Here is a 22,337-nt window from a genome sequence, read left to right as displayed (position 1 = left end):
CGAAAGAGCCTGAGCCTTGGCCAAGCCGCTGCTGATCATCCAGCCCGCCACATCCTATGACGACATGCCCGCCGTCTGCGCCCTGCGCGGCGATGAACTGGCGTGGTTCGGCGCCGGCTGTGGCGTAGCGCCCGACGAGATCCTGTCGGTGAAAGTCTATCAGGATGCGCCCCTGCCCGATCCGGCAGACGTGCGCGCCACGATCATCACCGGCGCGATCGACATGGTGACCGATGGCCACTCGTGGATCGAGCGCACCGCCGCCTGGGCGCGCACGGCCATGGCACAAGGCGCACCGATCCTGGGGGTGTGCTTTGGCCACCAGTTGCTGGCCCATGCGCTGGGCGGCACGGTGGCCGACAATCCGCGCGGGGCGATGTTCGGCACGGTGGATGTGGCGCGCACGCCGGCGGGCGCGCAAGACCCGCTGTTTGCCCCCCTGCCCGACCGGGCGCAAATGATGGTGTTCCATTTCCAGTCGGTGCTGTCGCTGCCGGCCGGGGCGGACGTGCTGGCGACCAGCCGCCACGATCCGCACCACGCGGTGCGCTATGCCGCCAATGCCTGGGGCGTGCAGTTCCACCCGGAATTCGACGCGCAGATCATGGCCGGCAGCTATGACGTCTATGCCGACGCGATTGGCCGCGCGGGCTTTTCGGTGCCCGATCTGCGCGCCGCCAATGCCGACAGCGCGCACGGGCAGCAGTTGCTGCGCGCGTTCATGGCCGCGGCCGACGGCGCCTGATCAACGCGCGCAGCTGGCCGGCGCCGCTGCCCAGGCCACCGCATTGGCCAACATCGTGCGATAGCGCGGATCGGCATAGCTTTCGGGCCGATGCCCGATCGCGGAATAGAACATCCGCCCCCGGCCGATGCACCGCGTCCAGGCGATGGGATGATCGCCCATTGCCAGACTTTCGCCGTGCATGCCTTTGGGATCGTATGTGCTTTCATCCAAGGTGGCGAGAATGCGGGCGCCCGTGGTGCGCGGGCTCTTGGCAAACGAATACCACTCGTCGGTCCAGGTCCAGCTCTTGGGCAAGCCGGCGGTCAGCACCGGATCATCGCTTTCGATCGCGATCCGCGCGGCTTGGAACTGCGGCGTCATCGGGTGGCCGATGAAGCGTGCGCCGAGCAAGGTATCGGCATACCACGGCCAGAACCAAACGGGATCACCCGCGCTGCCGTGAATGCCAAGGTACGCTCCGCCCGCCTGCAGCCATTGGCGAAAGGCCTTGCGCTGCGACACGGTGAGGACGTCGCCCGAAATGTTGTTCCACACCACCACATCGAAATGGCGCAGCGTGGGCAGCGTGAACGCGCCGCCCCGGTCGGTGGCAAGGATGGTCCAGCCATGCGCCTTGGCCAGATCGAGCAGCGCAGCATGCGCCGCATCTACGCTGGGCTTGTCCTTGAACCCGTCGATTTTTTCAAACACCAGAACGCGCGGGTGCGGGCCTTGGGGCACCGCGCCCAGCGGCGTGGCGTCATAACGGGCACAGCGGGCGACCTTGGTCTGCGCAGTCACCGGCAGCTTGCGCAAGGCGGCATCGATGCGGGCGATTGCGGCGGGCTCCAGCCCGAGGAATGGCCCACCCTGGCGAACCGAAAGGATCGCGGCGAAGCTGGGCGCCGTGGTGCTCAGAAAGCCGGGTGGCGCCTTGTCCAACTGCGCGCCTGCCTGGCCGCGCAGGATCGCGGCCGCAGCGGGATCCGCCAGGACATCGATCAGCGGCAGATCGGCCGAAAATGGCGCATCGCGCATCGGGCAGTCGAGCGGCGCACGAGCCGCAGCGCCCGCCGGTACCAGCAGCGCGGCAGCCGCCAACCCAGCGCCCAGGGCTGCCATCCAGGTGCGGCCATACCGTTTCATGCCCATCGCTTGCCCCCTTTGCCGCCTGGCTGGAAGCAGGCTTGCCAAAGACATAGCGGCAAAGCGGGGCGGGCGAAAGAGCGTCAGGCGCCCGGTTCGATCAGCACCTTGCACTGGTGGGTGCGGTGGCGCAGGCTTTCGAACACATCGGGGGTTTGCGCCAAAGCAATCGTGTCGGTCACCAGCAAGCGGGGCTGCGCCAGCCCGCGATCGAGCGCATCGAGCGCGGCTTCATATTCCTGGCGGGTGAAGAAGGCCGAGGTGACGAGGCGCACTTCTTTTGACAGCATGGCAAAGGTGTTGAGCGTGTCTGGCCGGGCACACAGGCCCAGCAGGACGATCGTGCCGCGATTGCGCACCTGGCTGACGCCTTGCGCGATCAGGCCGGGCACGCCCACGCATTCGAACACCAGATCGGCCGGCCCGCCCAGCGCGCGGTGCGCGGCGCCCACCGGATCATCGGGCGCCACCACGAAATCGTGCGCGCCCATGGCGAGCGCGCGATCGCGCTGCCAATCGGCAATGTCCTGCACCACCACGCGCCCGGCGCCCAACTGGCGCGCCCAGAACGCGACGGCCAGGCCGATCGGGCCTGCGCCCAGCACCAGCACTTTGTCTCCGCGGCGCAGGCCGGAAAGGCCCAAGCCATGGAGCGCGACGGCCAGCGGCTCGATGATCGCGCCATCGGCAAGGCTGGCGCTTTGCGGCAGGCGCACGCACTGGTTGGGCCGGGTCAGCGCATATTCGGCATAGCCGCCGCCCTGAAGGCCGAAAGCATCGCACCACTGCACTTCGCCGGCCACGCAGGCAGGGCAGGTGCCGCAGCTTTTCAGCGGGCTGACCGCCACGCGATCGCCGATCTGCCAGCCTTCCACGCCCCGACCGAGCGCCACCACTTCGCCGGCAAATTCATGGCCCAGGATCGATCCCGCGCCCTGGCCATAGGCGGCGTCCTCCGTCATGTGCAGGTCAGAGCCGCAGATGCCGCAGCGGCCCACCCGCACCACCAGGTCGCCCTCGTGCGGCACGGGATCGGGTACGGTTTCCACGGCAAGGGGCTTGTGCAGCCCCTGCATCACGACCGCACGCATTACTGGTACTTGCCCAGCATCATGCCGCCGTCGATCACCACGTGGCTGCCGGTCATGTAATCCGATGCGTCAGAAGCCAGCAGCAGGGCGAGCGGCTTGATCTGTTCGGTTTCGGCCAGCTTGCCCAGCGGGACGATCGCGTCCCAGGCGGCGCGGGCCACCGGGTCTTTCTTGAGCCAGCCGCCGCCGATGTTGGTGACGAAAGGGCCGGGCGCAATGGCGTTCACCCGGATGCGGAACTCGGCCAGTTCCAGCCCGAGCGCACGCACCATGTGCAGCACGCCGGCCTTGGCGGGCATATAGGGCAGGCCCACGATCGGTTCGGTAACGAGGCCGGCGTTGGACGCCGTGCAAATGATCGAGCCGCCGCTGCGCCCATTGGCGCGGCCCGGCTGCTTCATGATGCGCACGGCGTTGGAGATGGTGTAGAACACGCCGTTGAGATTGACCGCGATCGACTTGTCCCAGCGCGCGGGGTCATAAGTATCGACCTGTCCTTCAGGATTGCGATGCCCCGCCGGGTTCCAGAAGCCGGCGCCGGCATCGATGCCGGCATTGGCAAAGCAGATGTCGAGCCCGCCAAAGGCCGTGGCGTGATCGTCGAACGCGGCCGCCACGGCCTCGAAGCTGGACACGTCGCAGTGCGCGGCGCGCGCATCGTGCCCGGCCTCGCGCAGCAGGGCGGCCTCGCGCTCGGCGCCCTCCAGGTCGATATCGGCAAGCGTTACCGCCGCACCGCCTTCGGCCATGGCCTGGGCATAAGCAAGGCCGATGCCGCTGGCAGCGCCGGTGACCAGCGCGCTGCGGCCGGCAACGCTGAAACGATCGAGAATGGCCATGATATTCCTCTCCAAGGGGGGCGCGCCGTTCAGACGGCGGCTTCGTGTTCGGCCGGGGCTGATCCCCGTTCGCGCGCGATAAGGCGCTGCAACAGGCGGCGGGCGCGGATGCCACCGCCATCGCCGCCCAGCACCAGGGGCTTCAAGTCCCAGAAATCGGCCCCGCGCATCAGGCGGTGGCTGTCGCGGATGATCGGCATGTCCTCACGCTCGAACGCGTGTTCCAGCGCGGCCTGCATGGCCTTGGAAAAACCTGCGTCGTCCAGCGCGAAATCGCGGCCGGTGGCCCAGATGTAATGCGTGGTGTCGGGCGTTTCGGGCGTGAAGGCATGGAGCGAGGGCAGCAGCGTGCACTGCGCACGCGGCGTGCCCGGCGGACCGGCGATATAGTCGAAGCGCAAGACCGCGGGCGCATGCCAGGTGACTTCGCCATAGAAATCCTGCGGCTGGCCCACCCGACCCAGCATGGCGCCGATCCCGTCGGACAGGGTATCGTTCAGGCGCACATATTCGGCGTGGACGGTTTCCCCATCCTGCCAGAACCGCCGCTCGCCTTCGGTAAAGGCGCGGGCGACCAGCGCGGGATGGACGAAATTGGCGTGGCTGAGATCGAGGATGTTGTCACTGTAGAGTTCATAGTGACCCTCGGCCCGGGTGGCGCCGCGTACCACCGCCCAGGCCGGATCGACCAGCCAGGCAAAATCCGGGATCAACGCGGGATCGGCCCGATCGGGCGCGCCCATCCAGATCCACAACAAGCCGTGCCGCTCTTCCAATGGATAGACCGGCAGCCGCGCGGCGGGCACTTGGCCACCGGGATGGGGATTGAAGACGCAGGCACCGCTGCCATCGAAACGCAGCCCGTGATAGGGGCAGGCCAGGGCGCCCTCAACCACCCTGCCCTGCCCCAGCGGCGCAAAGCGGTGGGGACAGCGCCCGCCCACGGCATGCGCCGCGCCCGCCTCGTCACGAAACAGCGCAACCGGCTCTTCCAGGAAAACGCGGTCGATCGGCGTTTCGTCCAAGGCATCGGCCCAGCCGGCCACGTACCAGCAATCACGCAAGTACGTGCCGCGGGGCGGCCCGCCGAGGACGGGAAGCGAAAGCGAGGGCGCCTGCATCACACCGCCCCTGCGATCAGAGGTAGAGCTGCTTGTTGATGGCAATGCCGTGTTCCCGGCAGTAGCTTTCGTAGTGGTTCATGAACCACCAGACATCCAGCGTTTCCACGTGGTTGCCTTGGGCGTCGAAGAATTCGTTGGCGCCCTGCATGTGGAACAGCGCTTTCATGCCGTTGGGATCGTCGGTCACCAGGGTGTGGGCCGTGCCAGGCGTTTCGGTGATGAATTCACCGGGCCGGCAGACCCAATCGTATTCCAGGTAGCGGAACGAGCCTTCCAGCCCGATCGCCCAGACGCGGCCACGGTGCTTGTGCGTGCCGATCACACCCGGCCCCTTGATCCACAGGATGTTGACGTAGACGTTCTCGCGCACGTCGAACGCCAGGTGGCGGATCGCCGCGTTGTCGCCGAACGGCACCCACGGGCTTTCCGCTTCGCTGGCGCCGATATAAGTCCCTTCCACGCCGCGTGCGCGGATCAGGTCACCGTAAAGCTCGGGAACCTGGACGATTTCATAGGCCGAAGACGGCGGTGCTTTCATCGATGCCATGGTGGGCGCCTTACAGATAGAGCTTGGGGTTGATCGGGATGCCGTGGGCCCGACAATGCGTTTCGTAGTGGTTGATGAACCACCACACGTCGGTGGTATCGACCAGGTTGGCGTCCGCGTCGTAGAAATCGATCGGGCCCTGCATCCAGCCGAACAGCTTGCACCCCTGCGGGTGGTCGGTGACCAGCGTGTGGCTTTCACCCGGCGTTTCCAGGATCAGCCCGCCTGGCGTTGCCACCCAGTCATACTCCAGATAGCGAACCGATCCTTCGAGGCAGACCATCGTGATCGTGCCGCGATGGAAATGCGTGCCGATCACGCCCGGCGCCTTGACCCACAGGATGTTGGAAAACAGGTTCTGCCGCACATCGAACGCCAGGTGCTTGATCGCGGCATTGTCGCCGAACGGCACCCAGGGGCTGTCCACATCGGTGGCCGCATCGATATAGCGGCCGCCGGGGCTGAGCCGTTCGACCAGTGCCTTGTGCGGGAATTTCACGTCAACGATGGCCGCCTTGTCGGACGGAGGGGCTGTCATAACGGTCATGGGGGGCTCCGTTGGCTTAGCGGATCAGGGTATCGACGTAATCGGCGCCGATGCCGACGGCGGCATAGTGCGCACGGGCGGCGGCGATATAGTCGAACACGTCATAGTGGCCGATGGTGTTGCCCGCCTCGTCCAGCCACATCAGCGGGCCGGAAACCACGAAGAACACTTTCATCGGGTCTTCGTGTTCATAGCAGACCAGGGTGTGGCTCTCGCCCGGCGTCTCGTAGACGAAATCACCGGCCGTGGCGGTCCAGGAATGTTCGAGATAGGCCCATTTCCCGCTGATCGTGTAGGCCCAGATCGGGTGGGGGTGATAGTGGCGGTTGACCAGGCCGGCCTGCTTGCTCATCAGCACGTCGGCCCACATGTTCTTGGCCGGGCTGATCCACACCGGCTTGGAAAACACGGTTTCGCTGATCGGCACCCAATAGCGTTCGTCGCCCTCGGCGATCTTGGGCAGGTAGACTTCGGGCAAGCCACCATCGCGGAAGACTTTCTCCACCGGCTTGATGTCTTTCCAGAATTCGGTGTGTGCGGCTTCGGGCATCGTCGCTCTCCAGGGGGTACACCGGGCGGCCAGGGGTGGCCGCCCGGTGCGAAAGATCAGAACTTCACGCCAACGCGGGCATACCATTCGGCCGGGCGGCTGTAGGTGCCGTAGATCTGGCCGCCGGCAAGCTGCGCCTGGCCGGTAGTAAGATAGCGCTCGTTGGTGAGGTTGGTGCCACCGGCCGTCAGTTCCCACACACCGCCGGGCGCACGATAGGTGACCGAGCCGTTGACCACCGTGGTGCTGGGACGATCGAGCAGGAACGTGCCTTCGGTATCGTTCTTCATCGTGCTGGTGAACGTGACATCGGCCAGGAACACCACCGTCCCGTGGCTGCCCAGGTCAGCCTGGTAGCGGGGCGAGACGTTGAACTTCCACTTGGGCGTCTTGGGGAGGGTCACCCCTTCGCGCACGCCAGCCTGGAGCGTGGAAGCGGCCACCTGTGCGGGACCATCGACGCTGGTGTACTTGGCATCGGTAAAGCCCAGCGAACCCGTGACGGTGAGCCCGCGCGCGGGCGCGGCCACCACTTCCACTTCAAAGCCCTTGATCCGCGCATCGCCCGCGTTCTGGATGGTGGGCGAAACGCCCTGCTGGAAGTTGAGCTGGATGCCCTTGTAATCGGTGAGGAACACCGCGCCGTTGATCTGGAGATGGCGATCGAGCAGTTCGGACTTGAGCCCCGCTTCCCAGGTCGTGGCCTTTTCCTCACCAAAGCCGGGGGCATAGGGCAGCGGGTTGGACAGGCGGGTGGTCCAGCCGCCGGTCTTGTAGCCCTTGGACCAGCTGGCGTAGATCATCACGTCGTCGTTCGGGTGCAGCTGCACACCGATCTTGGGTGAGAAGTTGGAGAACTTCTTGTGCTGCACGCCCGCCACGTAATAGCGCAGCGGCTGGCCGGCGTTGGGGAAGCCGTTGTCCACCCGGCAGGCATCGCTGATCGGATTGAGCGAAGCGCAGTTGGGATCGCCGAAATAGTTGGCCAGCTTGTAGTTCAGGCCGTTGGCGTCGGACTGGAACCCTTCGAACTCCTTGTCTTCGTGGGTGTAGCGGCCGCCCACCGTGAAGGCCAGCAGGTCTGACAGGGCATAGTCCACCTGGCCGTAGAACGCATAGTTCTTGGTGGCGAGGGTGTTGGGCCCGTCAACCTGAAGCAGCCCTTCGGCAAAGGTCACATAGTCGTGCAGGTCGCCGCTTTCGCGGAAGTAATAGGCGCCCAGCACGTACTTGAGCTTCTTCTCCATCGCCGTGCCGGTGAGCTGCAGCTCCTGGCTGAACTGCTTCTGATTCATCGAGAAGCTGGTGTGGAGGAAGTTGAGCGGCGAGTTGTCGAGATCCATCCCGACCACCCAGTGCAGTTCGCGATAGGCCGTAATGGACTTGATCGAGGCCGTGTCGGACAGATCGAAATCGAGCGTCAGCGCCGCGCCGCCCTGCTTCAACTTGTTGAAGTTGTTGCCGTTGGCATAAGAGGTGTCGATGTTGTTGGTCACGAACCGGTTGTCATAGGGCAGCCGGTTGTTGTCGGGGTTGTTGTCGGCATTGACGCCATAGATCGCAGGCAGATCGAGGATCGAGTTGAGCCCGCCGCGACGATAGAGGAATGCCGCCGAGGGTGGCCCACCGATGAAGCTGTCGCATGCGCCGCTCACCCCGCCCACGGTGACGGTGGGATTGCCGGCGATCGCGCAGTTATAGGTGCCGGCAAAGACCGCCGGGAACGTGGTGATCACCTTGTTGGCGATCTGCGAGGTATCGGTCTTGCTGTAGTCGCCGGTCAGCGTCGCCTTGAAACCGACGCCGTTGTAGCGGATCTTGCCGCGCAGGTTCCAGGTGTTGTCACCGCCTTCGGTGCCATAACCCTGGTTGCCATAGCCGGCCGCCTTGAGCGAGGTGATCGGATCGAAGGCATAGTTGCTGGCGCCGGGATAGGGAATGCGGTGCAGGTAGCCATCGCGCTTGGTGATCGCAAAGCTGACCGAGGAGGACAGCTTGTCGGCCAGCGGCATGTCGACCGTGCCCTTGGCGCTGAACAGGCTGTAGCTGCCGGTCATCGCCGACCCGACGAAACGGAAGCTGTCGCCCGGATCGTGCGTGACGATCGAGATAGCGCCGCCGATGGTGTTGCGGCCAAACAGCGTGCCTTGCGGGCCCTTGAGCACTTCGACGCGGTCAACGTCGGGCAGGTCCTGGTTGGCGCCCACCGAGCGGGCTAGATAGACCCCGTCGAGATAGATGCCCACGCCCGGATCGATGTTGAAGGCAAAATCGTTGGCGCCGATACCGCGGATATAGGCGGCCAGCACCTGGCTCGAACCCGAAAACGGCGTGCCGGCGTCCAGCGTCACGTTCGGCGCGATGTTCGACAGCGAAGACACGCTGGTCACCGCGCGTTCTTGCAGCGCAGACGCGGTGAAGGCGCTGATCGCGATCGGCACGTCCTGGACGTTTTCCGCGCGCTTCTGCGCGGTCACCACGATTTCCTGGATGCCGCCGTTGCCGCTGGCCTGAGCCTCCCCCTGGGCTGCGGCGTTGGCCTGCGGCGCCTGTTGCGCCATCGCCGGGCTGGCCAGCGCAATGGCCAGCGCGCCCACCGATACCGGTGCGAACTTCATGGACTCTCTCCCTTTTTTGGTGCGGTTTGTCACAAGTGCCCCTGACACCTGTTCCGCTGTGGTCGATGCTAGGCTTTCGGGGCCGCCCGCGCTTGCATTGGCGCGCAATCCGATCAGGATTCTCGCGCAAAGCGCCCCGAAAAAGATGTCAGTTGCGCGTGCGCCATGCGCGCGGCGCCACGCCAAAGCGCTGGCGGAAGCAGCGGGCGAAATAGGCACTGTCGTTAAAGCCCATCTCGAACGCGACTTGGGTAATGCTGGCGGCAGGGTTGCCGGTGATGCGCTCGGCCGCGCGGACCAGGCGGCGTTCCAGGATATAGGCGCTGGGCGTGGTGCCCATCGTGGCAAACAGGTTCTGGATCGTGCGGACGGACGTGTGGCAGGCATCCGCCAAGGTCAGCGTGCGCAGCGCCGGATCGCCCAGATGCGCGTCGACCAGGGCCAAGACCTTGTCACGCAGCGCATGGTCGGTCACCCGTTCTTCGGGCCGGGTGGCGCCGCGCATGGCCAGGGCGACCAGATCGAAGAACACACCGCTCACGCCCTGCTGCCATTGCGGGTCCTGTCCGCTCTGGTCCCCCTGGTGCCACAGCGAGCGCAGGAAATCGTGGAACACCCGCCCCCCCGGGCTTGCCCCGCACAGGCGGCGGCTGAGCATGTCGTCCAGCCCCGGCACCCGCTCGGCCAGCGGCGCGCGCGGGAATTCCACGACCAGCAGTTCGTGCGCGGAAAGATCGAGCGTATAGGCCTGGTGTGGCGATCCGATCACGAAATCGCCCGCTTCCAGCAAGCTTTCGGCCTGGCCCTGGCGATGCAGGCTGCGCCCCCGGCATTGCAGGTGCAGGATGAGCCGCTCCTGCGCAGCGTCATGCCCCTGGCGCCCCACGAACGAGGCGGTGGAGCGGGGCCGGATCATGGCCAGGTCGCCCACCGTCCACGACCACATTTCGCCCGTGAAATCGCGCCCTTGCGTGTTCACGTAAGTGCCGGTGTAGATCCGATCGACCAAGTCGTTCCAATAGGCCAGGCGCTGGTCGGGCGCGATGGCATCGGTGGCGTAGCGTTGCACGACATTCATCAGCGTGAACTCCCCCAACGAAAACGAAACTTCAGGTCCGCAAGCCGATCTCCGCCGCAGGAGCGGGGAAGGCACGATTGGCACGCCGGGCCACCACGCGCGGCGCGCTTTCCTTGAGGCCCAACGCAAGAATTCCGGCCAGCAGGCACAACCCCAGCATCAGCCAGACCGGCGCGGCCAGGCCATAGGCATCGGCCAGCGCCCCGGCGAGGAACGGGCTGAGCACGCCGCCCAGCACTTCACCGATGCCCATGACCACGCCGGTGAGCGTGGCGGTAAGGCGGGGATCGACGCTTTCGGCGGGAATCGTGGCCATGAACATCGGGAACAGGCCATTCAGCGCCCAGCCGAAGAAGAAGATCGCGCCCAGCACCCAGGCCGATCCGCCATAATGGATCGCGCCGAGCGGCAGGATCGCACCGAGGAACGAGAACCCGATCATCACCGGGCGGCGCCCGATCGCATCGGACAGCGCGGGCACGGCGAAGCTGCCGATCCCGGCAGAAATGCCGAGCGTGGCCATCAGCCAGCCCATCGTGCCCGGATCAAAGCCACGCCCCTTGGTCAGGAACAGCGGCATGAACGCCCAGCACACCACCAGGTACGACACCAGCAGGATCGCGATCAGCGCGCAAAGCACCACGTTGCGGTGGGCAAAGGCCTGGCGCAGCGTGACGCGCGGCGCATCGCCATCATGGTGCACTGCAGGTGGTTCGCGCAGGGTGAACCAGATCAACGCGGCGGTGATCACGCCCGGCGCCGCAGCCAGATAAAACCCTTCGCGCCAGCCATAGGCCACCGCCAGGGGGACGAGCAGGATCGGGGCAAGGCCCGATCCCAGCAGATTCGATCCCAGGTTCTGCGCCACGCCCATGGCCAGGCCGCGCCGCTCTGGCGCCACTTCGCCCACGATCATCGCATGGCTGACCGGCATTACCCCGCCTTCGGCCGCGCCCATCAGCAAACGCGCGCCCAGCAGCATGAGGAACGACGTGGCAAAGCCTGACACCACCGAGCACAGGCAGAAGGCCAGGGTCGCCACCACGACCACCGCTTTTTGCGCGCCCAGCCGGTCTGACACACGGCCGACGACAAAGCCCGACAGCGCCCAGGTGAGCGACAGCGCGGAGGAAAACAGGCCCACTTGCGTGTTGGTCAGCCCCAGGTCGGGCTGCACGAAGGGCATGAGAAAGTTGAGCGCGTTGCGATCGAAGAACAGGATACCGAAGTTGAGGCTGAGAAGCCCGGTAACCCATACCTGATAGCCGCTGCCGGCGCGGGCCTTGCCCGCCAAGGGGGCCGGGCTCACAGGAACGGCCTTACGGGATCGCGGCCGTCCCAATCGCAGGCCGCGCGCCACATGGCGGTGAAGTGGCTGTCCATGCCGGCGGTGGCCGGGATCAGTTCGACAAAACCAGGGGCCGCATCGTGGCCGCCTTCCAGGTAGGCCACCGCGCCGCCGGTCGGCACCGGGGCGCGAAAAGCCAGGGTATAGCCGCGCGCCAGATAGCCGGGCAGCACGGCATCCACGTCGAGGCAGGCAATCCCGACATGATGAAACCCATAGCCGCGCGCCTCCACCGTTTCACGGTAGACGGAGGGGTGATCGTCGAGCGGCTGGATCAGTTCGATCTGCATGTGCCCGGCAAAGCCCATGGCGATCGCCACGTCGGCATTCGAAGGCGTGCCGCGATAGATCTGGCCCTCTGTCAGGAAATGGGGGAGCAGGAAAAACGGCCCCGCCCCACAATCGCGAATGAAGTGATCGATGGCCGCGTTGATATCGCGCACCACGAACGCCGTCTGGCAGATCCCCCCGATCGGCTGGCCATAGCCCAGCATGGCTGGGCGCGTGGCGGTTGGCGTTACCTTGTCCAAGGCACGTTGTCCTTTCCCTTGCGCGTGCAGGGGCGTCGCCGGACACCCGGCGCCGGGCCCTGCCCCGCGACATCCTCTTCCCTTCGTGCGTGCCGGCCGCTGGCGGGCCGTGTCACGCGTCTTGCAGCAAACCGCCCATCACAGCGTGATGACGACCTTGCCGAACAATCCTGCCGAGGCTTGATAACGCCAGGCGTCCTGGGCCTCTTCCATGGCAAAGCGCCGGTCGATCACCGGCTTGATCCCGTGCGCATCGATGAACGCATGCAACCGCTGCGCCATGGCGGCAGACCCCACGAAAATCCCCCGCAAGGTCGCGCCCTTGATCATCAGTCCGTGCGGGCTGGTGTCACCGCTGCGCGTCAGCACCCCGATCAGCGCGATTTCGCCGCCAAAAGCCACCGCCTGGATGCTTTGCGCCAGTGTGCCCGCGCCGCCCACCTCGACCACGTGATCGACGCCGCCCCCGGCCAGCTCGGCAGCCCGCGCGCCCCAATCCGGGGTCGTCTTGTAGTTGATCGTTTCGTGCACGCCCAAGGCGCGCACGCGCTCCAGCTTTTCATCGGAGGACGACGTGGCGATCACGCGCGCGCCGGCAGCCAACGCAATCTGCGCGGCGAGCAGCGACACGCCGCCCGTGCCCAGCACCAGCACCGATCGCCCCGGCCCGACCGGACGCGGCCCTTCCATCAGTGCGTTCCACGCGGTCACGCCGGCACAAGGCAGGCAGGCGGCCTCATCATACGACAGGCTTTGTGCTTGCTTGACCACGCCATGCGCCGGCAGGATCACCACGTCCTGCAACATGCCGGTGGCAGGCGGCGCCCCCAGGGCCGGGCCAGCGCCTGGATTGGGCGGCCCATCCTGCCAATTCTGGAAAAACAGGCCCGCGACGCGATCGCCTTCGGCCAGGCCCGCCACCCCCTCACCCAGCGCGACGATCTCTCCCGCGCCGTCGGACAGCGGCACAGTATCCCGATCGACAGCGCCACCGAAATAGTGCCCGAGCGGGATCAGTTGATCGCGATAGTTGAGCGAACAGGCGTGAACCCGCACTGCCACTTCGCCGGGGCCGGGCCGTGGCTGTGGCACCTGGGCCAAAGCCATGTCGTCAAGCGATTGCGCGCCCTTGCGAATAAGCCATTGCCGCATACAGCCGTCCATCTCCCCCAAGGCATCTGGTATGTTCTTACGCCTTGTTGCCGATCATGACACAGCCGACGCGCAAATTAATCAGCTACACTAACTATTTTCACTGGGTGAAACGCTTTCCACCGCCGCGCCGGCAAAACGGGCGATTACGGCGCCAGCGGGCGCACGCCCTTCCGCGGCGAGAGCAGCCCGTTCGATCGCCATCGCGATCTCACGCGCGGTGTGTTTGAGCGCGCCCAAGTGGCGCAGCATCACGGCATCGTCGGTCCCGCGCTTGGCCGGCCAGGTGATGTTGATCGAGGCCACGGGCACGCCGTCGAGCAGGATCGGCACGGCCATCGACCGGCGCCCGTCGCGCAGGACCAATTGCCGCGACCGGTCGGGCCAGGGATGCAGCGGCTCGCGCGTGGCATAGCCGCGTGCGCGGGTTTCGGCGAGAATCGTGCGCAGATCCGCCTCGCTGCCCTCTTGCGGATGGCGCGGGCGCAGGCGGGCGATGATCGCCTCGCGCTCTTCCTCGCGGCAAGCGGCAAGATAGGCGCGGCCGGTGGCGGTGTGGATATACGAGAGCTTCACCCCCACCGGACCGAGCGTGGCCGAATCGAGGCGGAACAGCGGGCTGTTGGTTTCGACGATCTCCATGTGATCAAGCCGCGGCATGGCCAGCACCGAGGGCCAGGACACCCGCGTGGACAAGGCCTTGAGCCAGGGTGAGGCGACTTCGGCCACATGCTCCAGCGTCAGTGCCTGCGAGCGCGCCCGCGCGTCCACGTGCGGCAGATAGGCGCCGTCGGCAAGCCGTTGCCAGATCAACCCTTTCTGCCCGAGTGTTTGCAGCATGCGCAGCAAGGTGGCCTTGGGCAGGCCCAGCGCCATGTGCATTTCATGCAGGCTGGCCGCGCGACGCGCCTGCACCTGTAGCAAGACATCGAGTCCACGCTCCAGCGCGCGGACGGTCTTTACCTTCCGATCCTGCATCCCGTCCCCCGGCCGCATGCGCGGCTCGTTATGGTTTCATCTTGTGAAACGGAAGAATGGCGCAGCCAGTGGCAAAGTCAAATCCGTTGGCGCAACATCATGGCGAGGGAGAGGAAAACGACCATGAACCAAAGCCAGGGAGCCAAGGCGCCCAGCGTGCTGCTCGTGATCACGCAGGATACCAAGGAGGAAGAGGCCCGCTTTACCCGTGCCGCGCTCGAATCGGCCGGCGTGCGGGTGGTACATCTCGATCCCAGCGTGCGGCGCACCGTGGGCGGGGCGGAAATCAGCCCGGAAGACGTGGCGCAGGCGGCCGGCCTGACGATCGAGGACGTGCGCGCGCTGGGGCATGAGGGGAAATGCCAGGCCGCGATGATCAAGGGGGCCATCGCCGCGGCCCATGCCTGGGACGCGCGCGAGCCGATCTCGGGCATCCTGGCCATCGGCGGCTCGATGGGTTCGGCCCTGGCCGGTGCCCTGATGCAGAGCTTTCCCTATGGGCTGCCCAAGCTGATCGTCTCGACCATGGCCTCGGGCTTCACCAAGCCGTACATGGGCATCAAGGACATCGCGATGATGAACGCGGTGACCGATATTTCCGGCCTCAACACCATCAGCCGCGATGTGTTTCGCAACGCGGCCCGCGCCGTGGCCGGCATGGCACTGGGTTTCGATCGCGATGCCCCGGCCGAAAAGCCCTTGGTGCTGATCACCACGCTGGGCACGACCGAGGCCTCGGTCCGCCGCATCCGCCAGGCGCTGGAAAGCGATGGCTGCGAAGTCATGGTGTTCCATTCGTCCGGCGCGGGCGGGCCGACGCTCGACGGCCTGGCCCAGGCCAAGGACGTGGCGCTGGTGCTCGATCTCTCGCAGACCGAGATTCTCGATCACCTGATGGGCGGCCTGGCCGATAGTGGGCCCGATCGTGGGCGGGCGGCGCTGGCGCGCGGCATCCCCACGATCCTGGCGCCCGGCAACGCCGATTTCATCATCGCCGGGCCGATCGACGTGGCACGCACCCAGTTCCCGGGCCGCCGCTATCACGAACACAATCCTCAGCTTACCGCCGTGCGCACCACGCTGGACGACCTCAAGGTGCTGGCCGATCACCTGGCCGCCAACGTGCGCGCGGCCCAGGGGCCGGTTCAGGTGATCACGCCGCTGCATGGCTTTTCCAGCCATGACAGCCCGGCCGGCCACATCATGGACCCGTCCGTGCCGCCGCCCTTTGCGCAATACCTGCGCGAGGTGATGCCTGCGCACGTGCCGGTGAACGTGGTGGACGCCCATTTCAATGACGAAGCCTTTTCCGATGCGGTGATCGCCGCTGCCCGCGCCTTGCTGGCCCAAACCGCCGCGTGCGCGGCCTGATCCGCCCGAAGGGACCGACATGACCGCAGACCTGCCATTGACTGCCGAGGACGTTGCCGAGATCGCCGAAATCCTGGCGCATTCGGGCTATCGCGAGATGGACCTGGCCACCCGCCGCTTCCGCCTGCGCGTGTCACGCCCGCAAGGTAGCGAAGCGGGGGCGGAGGAAGGCATGACGCAGGAATGGCAATGGGCCGGCAATGCCCCTGCCGCCAGCAGCGAGACCGCTGCCGAAGCGGCTGCCGATCCCGACGTGGTGGCCAGCCCCCTGCCCGGCACATTCTATCATGCGCCCCAGCCTGGCGCGCCGCCGTTCGTTGCGGTGGGTGATGCGGTGACACCCGACACCGTGGTGGGCATCGTGGAAACCATGAAGTTGATGAACCCGGTCCATGCCGGGCGCGCCGGCACGGTGGCGGCGGTGCTGGCCGCCAACGGCGCGCTGGTGGCCAAGGGTGCGCCGCTCTTACGCCTCTGCTGAAAGCGAAAACCCATGACAATCAAGCGCCTGTTCATCGCCAATCGCGGCGAGATCGCCTTGCGCGTGCTGCGCACGGCCCACAAGATGGGGATCGAGACCGTGCTCGGGGTATCCGAGGCGGACAGTGCTTCGCTACCGGCGCAGCTTGCCGGTGCCACGGTGCTGCTGGGCCCCGGGCCTTCGGCGCAAAGCTACCTCGCCATCGAAACGGTGGTGGCCGCGGCCAAGGCGCAGGGCTGCGACGCCGTGCATCCCGGCTATGGCTTCCTGTCCGAAAACGCCGCGTTTGCCCGCTCGGTGGCGCAGGCAGGCATGGTCTTCGTCGGTCCGGCGGTGGAAACGCTGGAGGGGATGGGCGACAAGCTGGCCGCCCGCGCGCTGGCCCTGGCGGCCGGCCTGCCCGTGCTGCCCGGCGGAGACGCGGAAACGGCGCAGGACGTGGCTGCCCGTGCCGCGCAGACAGGCTATCCTTTGCTGCTCAAGGCCGTCGCGGGCGGCGGCGGCAAGGGTATGCGCCGGGTGGACGCGCCCGACCAACTCGATGCGGCATTGGCCATGGCGCGGGCCGAGGCGCAGGCTTCGTTCGGCAATCCCGCAGTCTATGTCGAACGGTTCGTGGCGCGCGGCCGCCATGTGGAAGTGCAGATCCTGGGCGATGGCACAAATGCCATCCACCTGGGCACGCGCGATTGTTCGATCCAGCGCCGCTTCCAGAAACTGGTAGAGGAAGCCCCCGCCCCGGCCATGCCGGAGGAAGCGCGGGCCGCCATCGAGCAGGCCGCCGTGCGCCTGGCGCGCCACATTGCCTATCGCGGCGCGGGCACGGCCGAATTCCTGGTCGATGCCGATGATTTCTCGTTCTATTTCCTCGAACTCAACGCCCGCATCCAGGTGGAGCACCCGGTGACCGAGGCGATCACCGGCGTTGATCTGGTGGAGCAGCAACTGCTGGTGGCGATGGGCCATCGGTTGACGCTGACGCAAGCCATGGTGCGCCCGCACGGCCACGCCATCGAAGTGCGCATCAATGCCGAAGATCCCGATGCCGATTTCCGCCCTTCCCCCGGCACCGTCCGCCGCGCGGCCTGGCCGGCCGGCCCGGGCATCCGCGTCGACAGTCACATTGCCAATGGCGGCGAAGTGCCACCGTTCTACGACTCGCTGGTGGGCAAGCTGATCGTACACGGCGCCACCCGCGCAGAGGCGGTGGCGCGCATGGACGCGGCCTTGCGCCACCTGGCAATCGAGGGTTTGCCCACGACCACCCCGCTTCACCGCCGCATCCTGGCCGATCCCCGTTTTGTCGCGGGCGGTGTCGATACCGGCTTTCTTGCAGGCCTTAACCCAACAGGATCAAACCCATGACCGCGATCCGCCTTGTCGACGTGACCATGCGCGATGGCAACCAGAGCCTGTGGGGCGCCACCGGCCTCCACACGGCGCACATGCTGCAGGCTGCCGCGCTTACCCAGGCCTGCGGGTTTGCCGCGATCGATTTTACCTCATCGAGCCACATGGCCGTGGCCGTCCGCTATTTCCGCAACAACCCGTGGGAGCGCCTGCGCCGCATGGCCGCCGCCATGCCCAGCACGCCTTTGCAATTCATCACCACCGGGCTGCGCTTCATCGCCTGGCAGCAGGCCGATCCGGAATTCATGCGGCTGGTCTATCGCGCGTTGCAGGTCAACGGCGTGGGCCGCTTCGTGCTGCTCGATCCGATGCATGAAGTGCCCGCGGTGATCGAGGCGGCGCGCCTGGTGAAGCAGGAAGGCGGCGCCCAGGTCATGGCTGCGTTGACCTTTACGCTCTCGGCCATCCACACCGACGCATTCTATGCCGAATTCGCCCGCGCTCTGGCGCAGTGCCCGGATATCGACCTGTTCTACATCAAGGACCCGGGCGGGCTGCTTTCGGTGGACCGGGTGCGCACGCTGGTACCGGCGGTCAAGGCCGTGATCGGCGCCAAGCCACTGGAAATCCATGCCCACACCACCATCGGCCAAGGCATGCTGACCAGCCTGGAAGCGGCCAAGCTGGGCATTGCCGCGGTGCACGTGGGCGTCGGGCCAGGAGGCGACGGCTCGTCGCTGCCCGAGGCCAACCGCATGGTGGCCAACCTGGAAGCCGCCGGCCACAGCGTGGAAATCGACAAGGCTGCGCTCGCAAGGCTGACGCATTACTGGCAGCGCGTGGCCCTGGCCGAAGGGCTGCCGCCCGGCGCGCCGCAGAACTTCGATGCGAGTTTCCTGCGCCACCAGATTGCCGGCGGGGTGATGACCACCACCGCGCGCCAGTTGGCCGAACTGGGCCTGGCCGACCGGCTCGACGCGGTGATTGCCGAAACCGGGCAGGTGCGCGCGGAACTGGGCTATCCGATCATGGTCACGCCGTTTCCGCAGATGGTCATGAGCCAGGCGCTGTTCAACGTGATCGGCACGCATCGCTATGCCCAGGTTTCCGACCAGGTGATCCGCTATTGCCTGGGCAAGTTCGGCAAGCCGACCTCCCCCATCGACCCTGCCGTGCTCGCCACGATCATGGACCGCCCCCGCGCGCGCGAGTTGGAAAACGAACCCACATTCCCCGCCCTGGCGGACTTGCGCCGCCAGTTCGGCCACCACTTGCCCGACGAGGAATTCCTGCTGCGCGCGGTCATGCCGGGGGAACAGGTGGACGCGATGCTGGCGGCCGGCCCATCGCGCGCCACCTACACGCCCGAGGCTGCGCCCCTGCTTTCCCTGCTGCGCCAACTCGCGGCGCAACCGCACGCGCGCAACCTGGTGGTGGAGCGCCCCGGATTTCGCCTTGCCCTTCATGCCGGAGCCAGCCTGTGAGCCTGCTTTCCCCCGATCATGCCGCCCGCCTGCGCGATGCCGCCGGCTTTATCTTTGACATGGACGGCACCATTGCGCTGGGCGATGCCAAGAGCGGGGGGCACAAGGCCCTGCCCCATGCGATCGCCTTGCTTGAAGCGTTGAAAGCGCGCGGCACGCCCTACGTGGTCTTCACCAATGGCACGGCCAAGGCTCCGGCTGACTATGCAGCATCGCTGCGCGGGGCCGGCTTTCCGGTGGAAGACCATCAGATGCTCACGCCTTCGGCCACCGCAGCGGCGTGGTTTGCGGCGCAAGGCCTTCGCCGCGTGCGCGTACTGGGCAACGCCGGGTGCGCCGCGCCGTTGCATGCGCTGGGCCTCGACGTGATCGATCCGGCAGAGCCGGCCGGTCCAGTGGACGCCGTCTATACCGGCTGGTTTCGCGAATTCGATTTCGCCGCGCTGGAGGCCGCGTGCGAATCGCTGTGGCACGGCGCGCGGTTGTTTACCGCCAGCAACGTGCCGTTCTTTGCCACGGCCACGGGGCGCGCCATCGGATCGAGCTTTGCGATCAATGCCATGCTGACCGCCATGAGCGGAAAGCGCGCGCGCATCCTGGGCAAGCCGGCGCGCGTCGCGTTCGATGTCGCGCGCGATGTCATGGGCCTGCCGCGCAGCGCCGCGCGGTCGATGGTGGTGGTGGGCGATGATCCGGCCCTGGAAATGCGCATGGCCAACAGCGTTGGCGCCATGGCCCTGGGCCTGACCACCGGAATCATGAAGACCGGCGCAGACCTGGCGCCGCGCGATGCCCCCACCGTTTTGCTCGATACGCTCGAGCCGGTGCTTGCCGCGCTGCGCTGATCACGCGCAGCCATCAATGGCACTTGCAGGCGGGCTTTTTCGCCTGTTGCTTGGTGGTGGCAAATTCGGTGCGCGTCAGGGCACTATCGCCATTGGCATCGGCGGCCTTGAACTTGTTGTCGGTGCTCACCGCCCATTCCTCGAAACTGAGCAAGTTGTTGCCATCGGTATCGAGCTTGCGGAAATCCTTGGCGCGGGGGGCGAGCATCTCGTTGCGGGTGATGCGGCCATCGCGATCCTTGTCGAACCGGTCGAAGCGGCGTTGCTCGCGCGTCGCCTCGCTCGCATGCGGCAGGGCAGCGCCCTGCAGGCCATCGCCATCGGCGGTTGGCAGGCTCTCGTCCTCCGCCGCACCCGATGGTGGGCTGCCGGTGGGGACGGCGGCAACGGCCTGACTACGCTGCACGGCGGCGTGGCCCTGCCACCAGAACACGCCCGCGGCCACCAGCATCAATGCACCCAGCGCGCCCACCAATGTCCTGTTCATTGCCATCCCCCTCGCGTTACGTAATTTTACGTTTGCGCGGGGCGCTTCCATAGAGGGAAGCGAGACCGATTTGGCAGGATCAGCGGCCGAGCAGGCCCAGGCGCATGGCCGCCAGAAAACGCCGCAAGGGCGATGCGCCATCTTCACGCAAGGCCATGCCGCGCAACAGCGCCAGTGGCCGCATCGCGCGGGGCAAGCCCGGTGCCGGCAAGGACGGGGGAACCAGCCCGCGCCATTCGCGCGCCGCCTGTTCCACCGGGGCAATATCGGTAACGTGGGAAAGCTGTGCCAGCGCGGCCATCACGCCCACGCGGGCGGCATCGAGCGCGGCCGTGCCTTCTTCGCCCACGTGCAGCGCTTCATAGCCGTCGACCAGGCCGGCCAGCGCATCACGCGCGCTGTTCCAGGGGCCAAGGGCGGCCAGCAAGGGCTCCCCCTTGGGCCAGCGGGCTGCATCCTCGCCCAGGCGATCACGCCACCAGGCGAGGCGCAACTGGATCATGATCGCATCGCGCCCTTCCCGCGCGGCATCGGCCAGGCGCTGTTCCAGCGCGAAATAGCCGATCCACAACGGGCGCGTGGCCGCCGGGGCATAGCTTGCCGCCAACCGTTCCAGCGGCGGCAAGCCATCGATCATATCCTGCATGGAGAACGATCAGCCACCGCGTCTCAGCGGTAGCAGACCTTCTTCACCGCAGCCACGATCTTGCCCGCGTCGATCAACGCGGCCTTTTCGAGGTTGGCGGCATAAGGCAGCGGCACGTCTTCGTCGCACACGCGCAGGACCGGGGCATCGAGATGATCGAAGCCGTCTTCCATGGCGATGGCGATGATTTCCGACGCGATCGAGCAGACCGGGAAGCCTTCCTCGGCCACGATCATGCGGTTGGTCTTGGCAAGGCTGGCCAGAACGGTTTCCTTGTCGAGCGGACGCAGCGTGCGCAGGTCGATCACTTCGGCGTCGATGCCTTCATCGGCCAGTTGCTGGGCCGCATCCAGCGCAAAGCCCACGCCGATCGAGTACGACACGATCGTCACGTCCTTGCCTTCGCGCACCACGCGGGCCTTGCCGATCGGCAACACGAAATCGTCAAGCTGCGGCACATCGAAGGTGCGGCCATAGACGAGTTCGTTTTCGAGGAAGACCACCGGGTCCTGGCTGCGGATCGCGGCCTTGAGCAGGCCCTTGGCATCGGCAGCATCATACGGCGCGATAACCACCAGGCCAGGAACCGCGGCATACCACGGGCCATAGTTCTGGCTGTGCTGCGCGCCCACGCGCGCGGCTGCGCCATTGGGGCCACGGAACACGATCGGGCAGCGCATCTGGCCGCCCGACATGTAGTTGGTCTTGGCGGCCGAGTTGATGATGTGGTCGATCGCCTGCATGGCGAAGTTGAACGTCATGAACTCGATCACGGGCTTGAGCCCGCCCATCGCCGCGCCCGCACCGATGCCGGCAAAGCCGTATTCGGTGATCGGCGTGTCGATCACGCGCTTGGGGCCGAATTCCTCGAGCAGCCCCTGCGTCACCTTGTAGGCGCCCTGGTACTCGGCGACTTCCTCGCCCATCACGAACACGCCGTCGTCGGCGCGCATTTCCTCGGCCATGGCATCGCGCAGGGCTTCGCGCACGGTGGTGGGGACCATCGTGGTGCCGGCCGGAATTTCCGGATCGGCAGCCGGCTTGGCATCGTGCTTGGGCGCGATGGCGGCGGCGGCCTGGGCCTTGGGATCGGCAGCCGGTTCGGCAGCAGCGGCCGGGGCCGCTTCAGGCGCGGGGGCCGGCGCGGCAGGCTCGTCCTCGCCCTGGAGCGTGGCGATCACGGTGCCGACCTTCACGCCTTCGGTGCCTTCGGCAACCAGCAGTTCGCCGATCGTGCCTTCGTCGATGGATTCGAATTCCATCGTCGCCTTGTCGGTTTCGATTTCGGCCAGGATGTCACCCGACTTCACGGTGTCGCCGGGCTTGACCAGCCACTTGGCCAGCGTACCCTCTTCCATCGTGGGGGAGAGGGCGGGCATCTTCAGTTCAATTGCCATC

General features: G+C 66.5%; 22 protein-coding genes. 6 read left to right on the top strand and 16 right to left on the bottom strand.

Annotated elements, in window-relative coordinates:
• The first annotated feature begins 16 nt into the window (after nucleotides 1–16).
• Nucleotides 17–745, top strand: a complete 729-nt coding sequence (locus tag FHT19_RS07415) for a glutamine amidotransferase (protein WP_169474449.1) — start codon at nucleotides 17–19, stop codon at nucleotides 743–745.
• On the opposite strand, the gene FHT19_RS07410 is transcribed toward FHT19_RS07415, so the two are convergent.
• The 13 genes from FHT19_RS07410 to FHT19_RS07350 all read right to left on the bottom strand — a co-directional run bounded on the left by FHT19_RS07410 (nucleotide 746) and on the right by FHT19_RS07350 (nucleotide 14,275).
• Nucleotides 746–1,879, bottom strand: coding sequence for a ThuA domain-containing protein (locus FHT19_RS07410; protein ID WP_169474448.1), 1,134 nt, complete (start codon nucleotides 1,877–1,879; stop codon nucleotides 746–748).
• A 77-nt stretch (nucleotides 1,880–1,956) separates the two neighbouring features.
• A complete protein-coding gene (locus tag FHT19_RS07405; RefSeq protein ID WP_169474447.1) occupies nucleotides 1,957–2,964 on the bottom strand; it encodes an alcohol dehydrogenase catalytic domain-containing protein in 1,008 nt (335 codons plus the stop codon).
• A complete protein-coding gene (locus FHT19_RS07400; protein WP_169474446.1) occupies nucleotides 2,964–3,803 on the bottom strand; it encodes an SDR family NAD(P)-dependent oxidoreductase in 840 nt (279 codons plus the stop codon). Before FHT19_RS07400 ends, FHT19_RS07405 begins: the two co-directional genes overlap by 1 nt.
• Before the next feature lie 29 nt (nucleotides 3,804–3,832).
• Nucleotides 3,833–4,924 carry an aromatic ring-hydroxylating dioxygenase subunit alpha gene (locus FHT19_RS07395; protein WP_169474445.1) on the bottom strand — a complete coding sequence of 364 codons (1,092 nt, stop codon included), beginning with the start codon at nucleotides 4,922–4,924 and terminating at the stop codon, nucleotides 3,833–3,835.
• Between the two features lie 16 nt (nucleotides 4,925–4,940).
• The gene (locus FHT19_RS07390; RefSeq protein ID WP_168554923.1) at nucleotides 4,941–5,474 is read right to left on the bottom strand and encodes a 2,4'-dihydroxyacetophenone dioxygenase family protein; all 534 of its coding nucleotides are present in this window, start codon (nucleotides 5,472–5,474) and stop codon (nucleotides 4,941–4,943) included.
• 10 nt (nucleotides 5,475–5,484) lie between these two features.
• On the bottom strand, nucleotides 5,485–6,021 hold the full coding sequence (locus FHT19_RS07385; RefSeq protein WP_168554922.1) for a 2,4'-dihydroxyacetophenone dioxygenase family protein: 537 nt from the start codon (nucleotides 6,019–6,021) through the stop codon (nucleotides 5,485–5,487).
• A 16-nt stretch (nucleotides 6,022–6,037) separates the two neighbouring features.
• Complete coding sequence (locus tag FHT19_RS07380; protein WP_168554921.1) at nucleotides 6,038–6,571, bottom strand: 2,4'-dihydroxyacetophenone dioxygenase family protein; 534 nt, start codon at nucleotides 6,569–6,571, stop codon at nucleotides 6,038–6,040.
• A 56-nt stretch (nucleotides 6,572–6,627) separates the two neighbouring features.
• A complete protein-coding gene (locus tag FHT19_RS07375; protein ID WP_168554920.1) occupies nucleotides 6,628–9,189 on the bottom strand; it encodes a TonB-dependent receptor in 2,562 nt (853 codons plus the stop codon).
• A 148-nt stretch (nucleotides 9,190–9,337) separates the two neighbouring features.
• Nucleotides 9,338–10,267 (bottom strand): helix-turn-helix domain-containing protein, encoded by a 930-nt coding sequence (locus FHT19_RS07370; RefSeq protein WP_169474444.1) that lies wholly within the window; start codon nucleotides 10,265–10,267, stop codon nucleotides 9,338–9,340.
• Nucleotides 10,268–10,298: 31 nt separating this feature from the next.
• A complete protein-coding gene (locus FHT19_RS07365) occupies nucleotides 10,299–11,576 on the bottom strand; it encodes an MFS transporter (RefSeq protein WP_169474443.1) in 1,278 nt (425 codons plus the stop codon).
• On the bottom strand, nucleotides 11,573–12,145 hold the full coding sequence (locus FHT19_RS07360) for a VOC family protein (RefSeq protein WP_248290305.1): 573 nt from the start codon (nucleotides 12,143–12,145) through the stop codon (nucleotides 11,573–11,575). Before FHT19_RS07360 ends, FHT19_RS07365 begins: the two co-directional genes overlap by 4 nt.
• A gap of 138 nt (nucleotides 12,146–12,283) precedes the next feature.
• Nucleotides 12,284–13,297: an NAD(P)-dependent alcohol dehydrogenase gene (locus tag FHT19_RS07355; protein WP_168554917.1), complete on the bottom strand. Its 1,014-nt coding sequence runs from the start codon at nucleotides 13,295–13,297 to the stop codon at nucleotides 12,284–12,286.
• A gap of 90 nt (nucleotides 13,298–13,387) precedes the next feature.
• Nucleotides 13,388–14,275, bottom strand: coding sequence for an IclR family transcriptional regulator C-terminal domain-containing protein (locus FHT19_RS07350; protein ID WP_168554916.1), 888 nt, complete (start codon nucleotides 14,273–14,275; stop codon nucleotides 13,388–13,390).
• Between the two features lie 123 nt (nucleotides 14,276–14,398).
• Here FHT19_RS07350 and FHT19_RS07345 point away from each other — a divergent pair, with 123 nt between their 5' ends.
• Genes FHT19_RS07345 through FHT19_RS07325 form a run of 5 tightly spaced genes read left to right on the top strand, consistent with a single transcriptional unit; the run spans nucleotide 14,399 to nucleotide 19,806 of the window.
• On the top strand, nucleotides 14,399–15,646 hold the full coding sequence (locus tag FHT19_RS07345; RefSeq protein ID WP_169474442.1) for a Tm-1-like ATP-binding domain-containing protein: 1,248 nt from the start codon (nucleotides 14,399–14,401) through the stop codon (nucleotides 15,644–15,646).
• A gap of 19 nt (nucleotides 15,647–15,665) precedes the next feature.
• Nucleotides 15,666–16,127 carry a biotin/lipoyl-containing protein gene (locus FHT19_RS07340; protein WP_211184757.1) on the top strand — a complete coding sequence of 154 codons (462 nt, stop codon included), beginning with the start codon at nucleotides 15,666–15,668 and terminating at the stop codon, nucleotides 16,125–16,127.
• Between the two features lie 12 nt (nucleotides 16,128–16,139).
• The gene (locus FHT19_RS07335) at nucleotides 16,140–17,492 is read left to right on the top strand and encodes a biotin carboxylase N-terminal domain-containing protein (RefSeq protein WP_169474441.1); all 1,353 of its coding nucleotides are present in this window, start codon (nucleotides 16,140–16,142) and stop codon (nucleotides 17,490–17,492) included.
• A complete protein-coding gene (locus FHT19_RS07330; RefSeq protein WP_169474440.1) occupies nucleotides 17,489–18,961 on the top strand; it encodes a biotin carboxyl carrier protein in 1,473 nt (490 codons plus the stop codon). Before FHT19_RS07335 ends, FHT19_RS07330 begins: the two co-directional genes overlap by 4 nt.
• Complete coding sequence (locus FHT19_RS07325) at nucleotides 18,958–19,806, top strand: HAD hydrolase-like protein (RefSeq protein ID WP_248290304.1); 849 nt, start codon at nucleotides 18,958–18,960, stop codon at nucleotides 19,804–19,806. Before FHT19_RS07330 ends, FHT19_RS07325 begins: the two co-directional genes overlap by 4 nt.
• Nucleotides 19,807–19,819: 13 nt before the next feature.
• On the opposite strand, the gene FHT19_RS07320 is transcribed toward FHT19_RS07325, so the two are convergent.
• The 3 genes from FHT19_RS07320 to FHT19_RS07310 all read right to left on the bottom strand — a co-directional run bounded on the left by FHT19_RS07320 (nucleotide 19,820) and on the right by FHT19_RS07310 (nucleotide 22,336).
• Complete coding sequence (locus FHT19_RS07320; protein WP_168554913.1) at nucleotides 19,820–20,293, bottom strand: hypothetical protein; 474 nt, start codon at nucleotides 20,291–20,293, stop codon at nucleotides 19,820–19,822.
• Nucleotides 20,294–20,372: 79 nt separating this feature from the next.
• Nucleotides 20,373–20,939 (bottom strand): hypothetical protein, encoded by a 567-nt coding sequence (locus FHT19_RS07315; protein ID WP_169474439.1) that lies wholly within the window; start codon nucleotides 20,937–20,939, stop codon nucleotides 20,373–20,375.
• A 23-nt stretch (nucleotides 20,940–20,962) separates the two neighbouring features.
• Nucleotides 20,963–22,336: a pyruvate dehydrogenase complex E1 component subunit beta gene (locus tag FHT19_RS07310; protein WP_169474438.1), complete on the bottom strand. Its 1,374-nt coding sequence runs from the start codon at nucleotides 22,334–22,336 to the stop codon at nucleotides 20,963–20,965.
• Nucleotide 22,337: the final 1 nt, after the last annotated feature.

This window comes from Novosphingobium sp. SG919, assembly GCF_012932495.1.
GTDB classification, from domain to species: Bacteria; Pseudomonadota; Alphaproteobacteria; order Sphingomonadales; family Sphingomonadaceae; genus Novosphingobium; species Novosphingobium rhizosphaerae.
The sequence above is the reverse complement of the archived record's forward strand: the minus strand, read 5'-3'. Positions and strand labels throughout refer to the sequence as shown.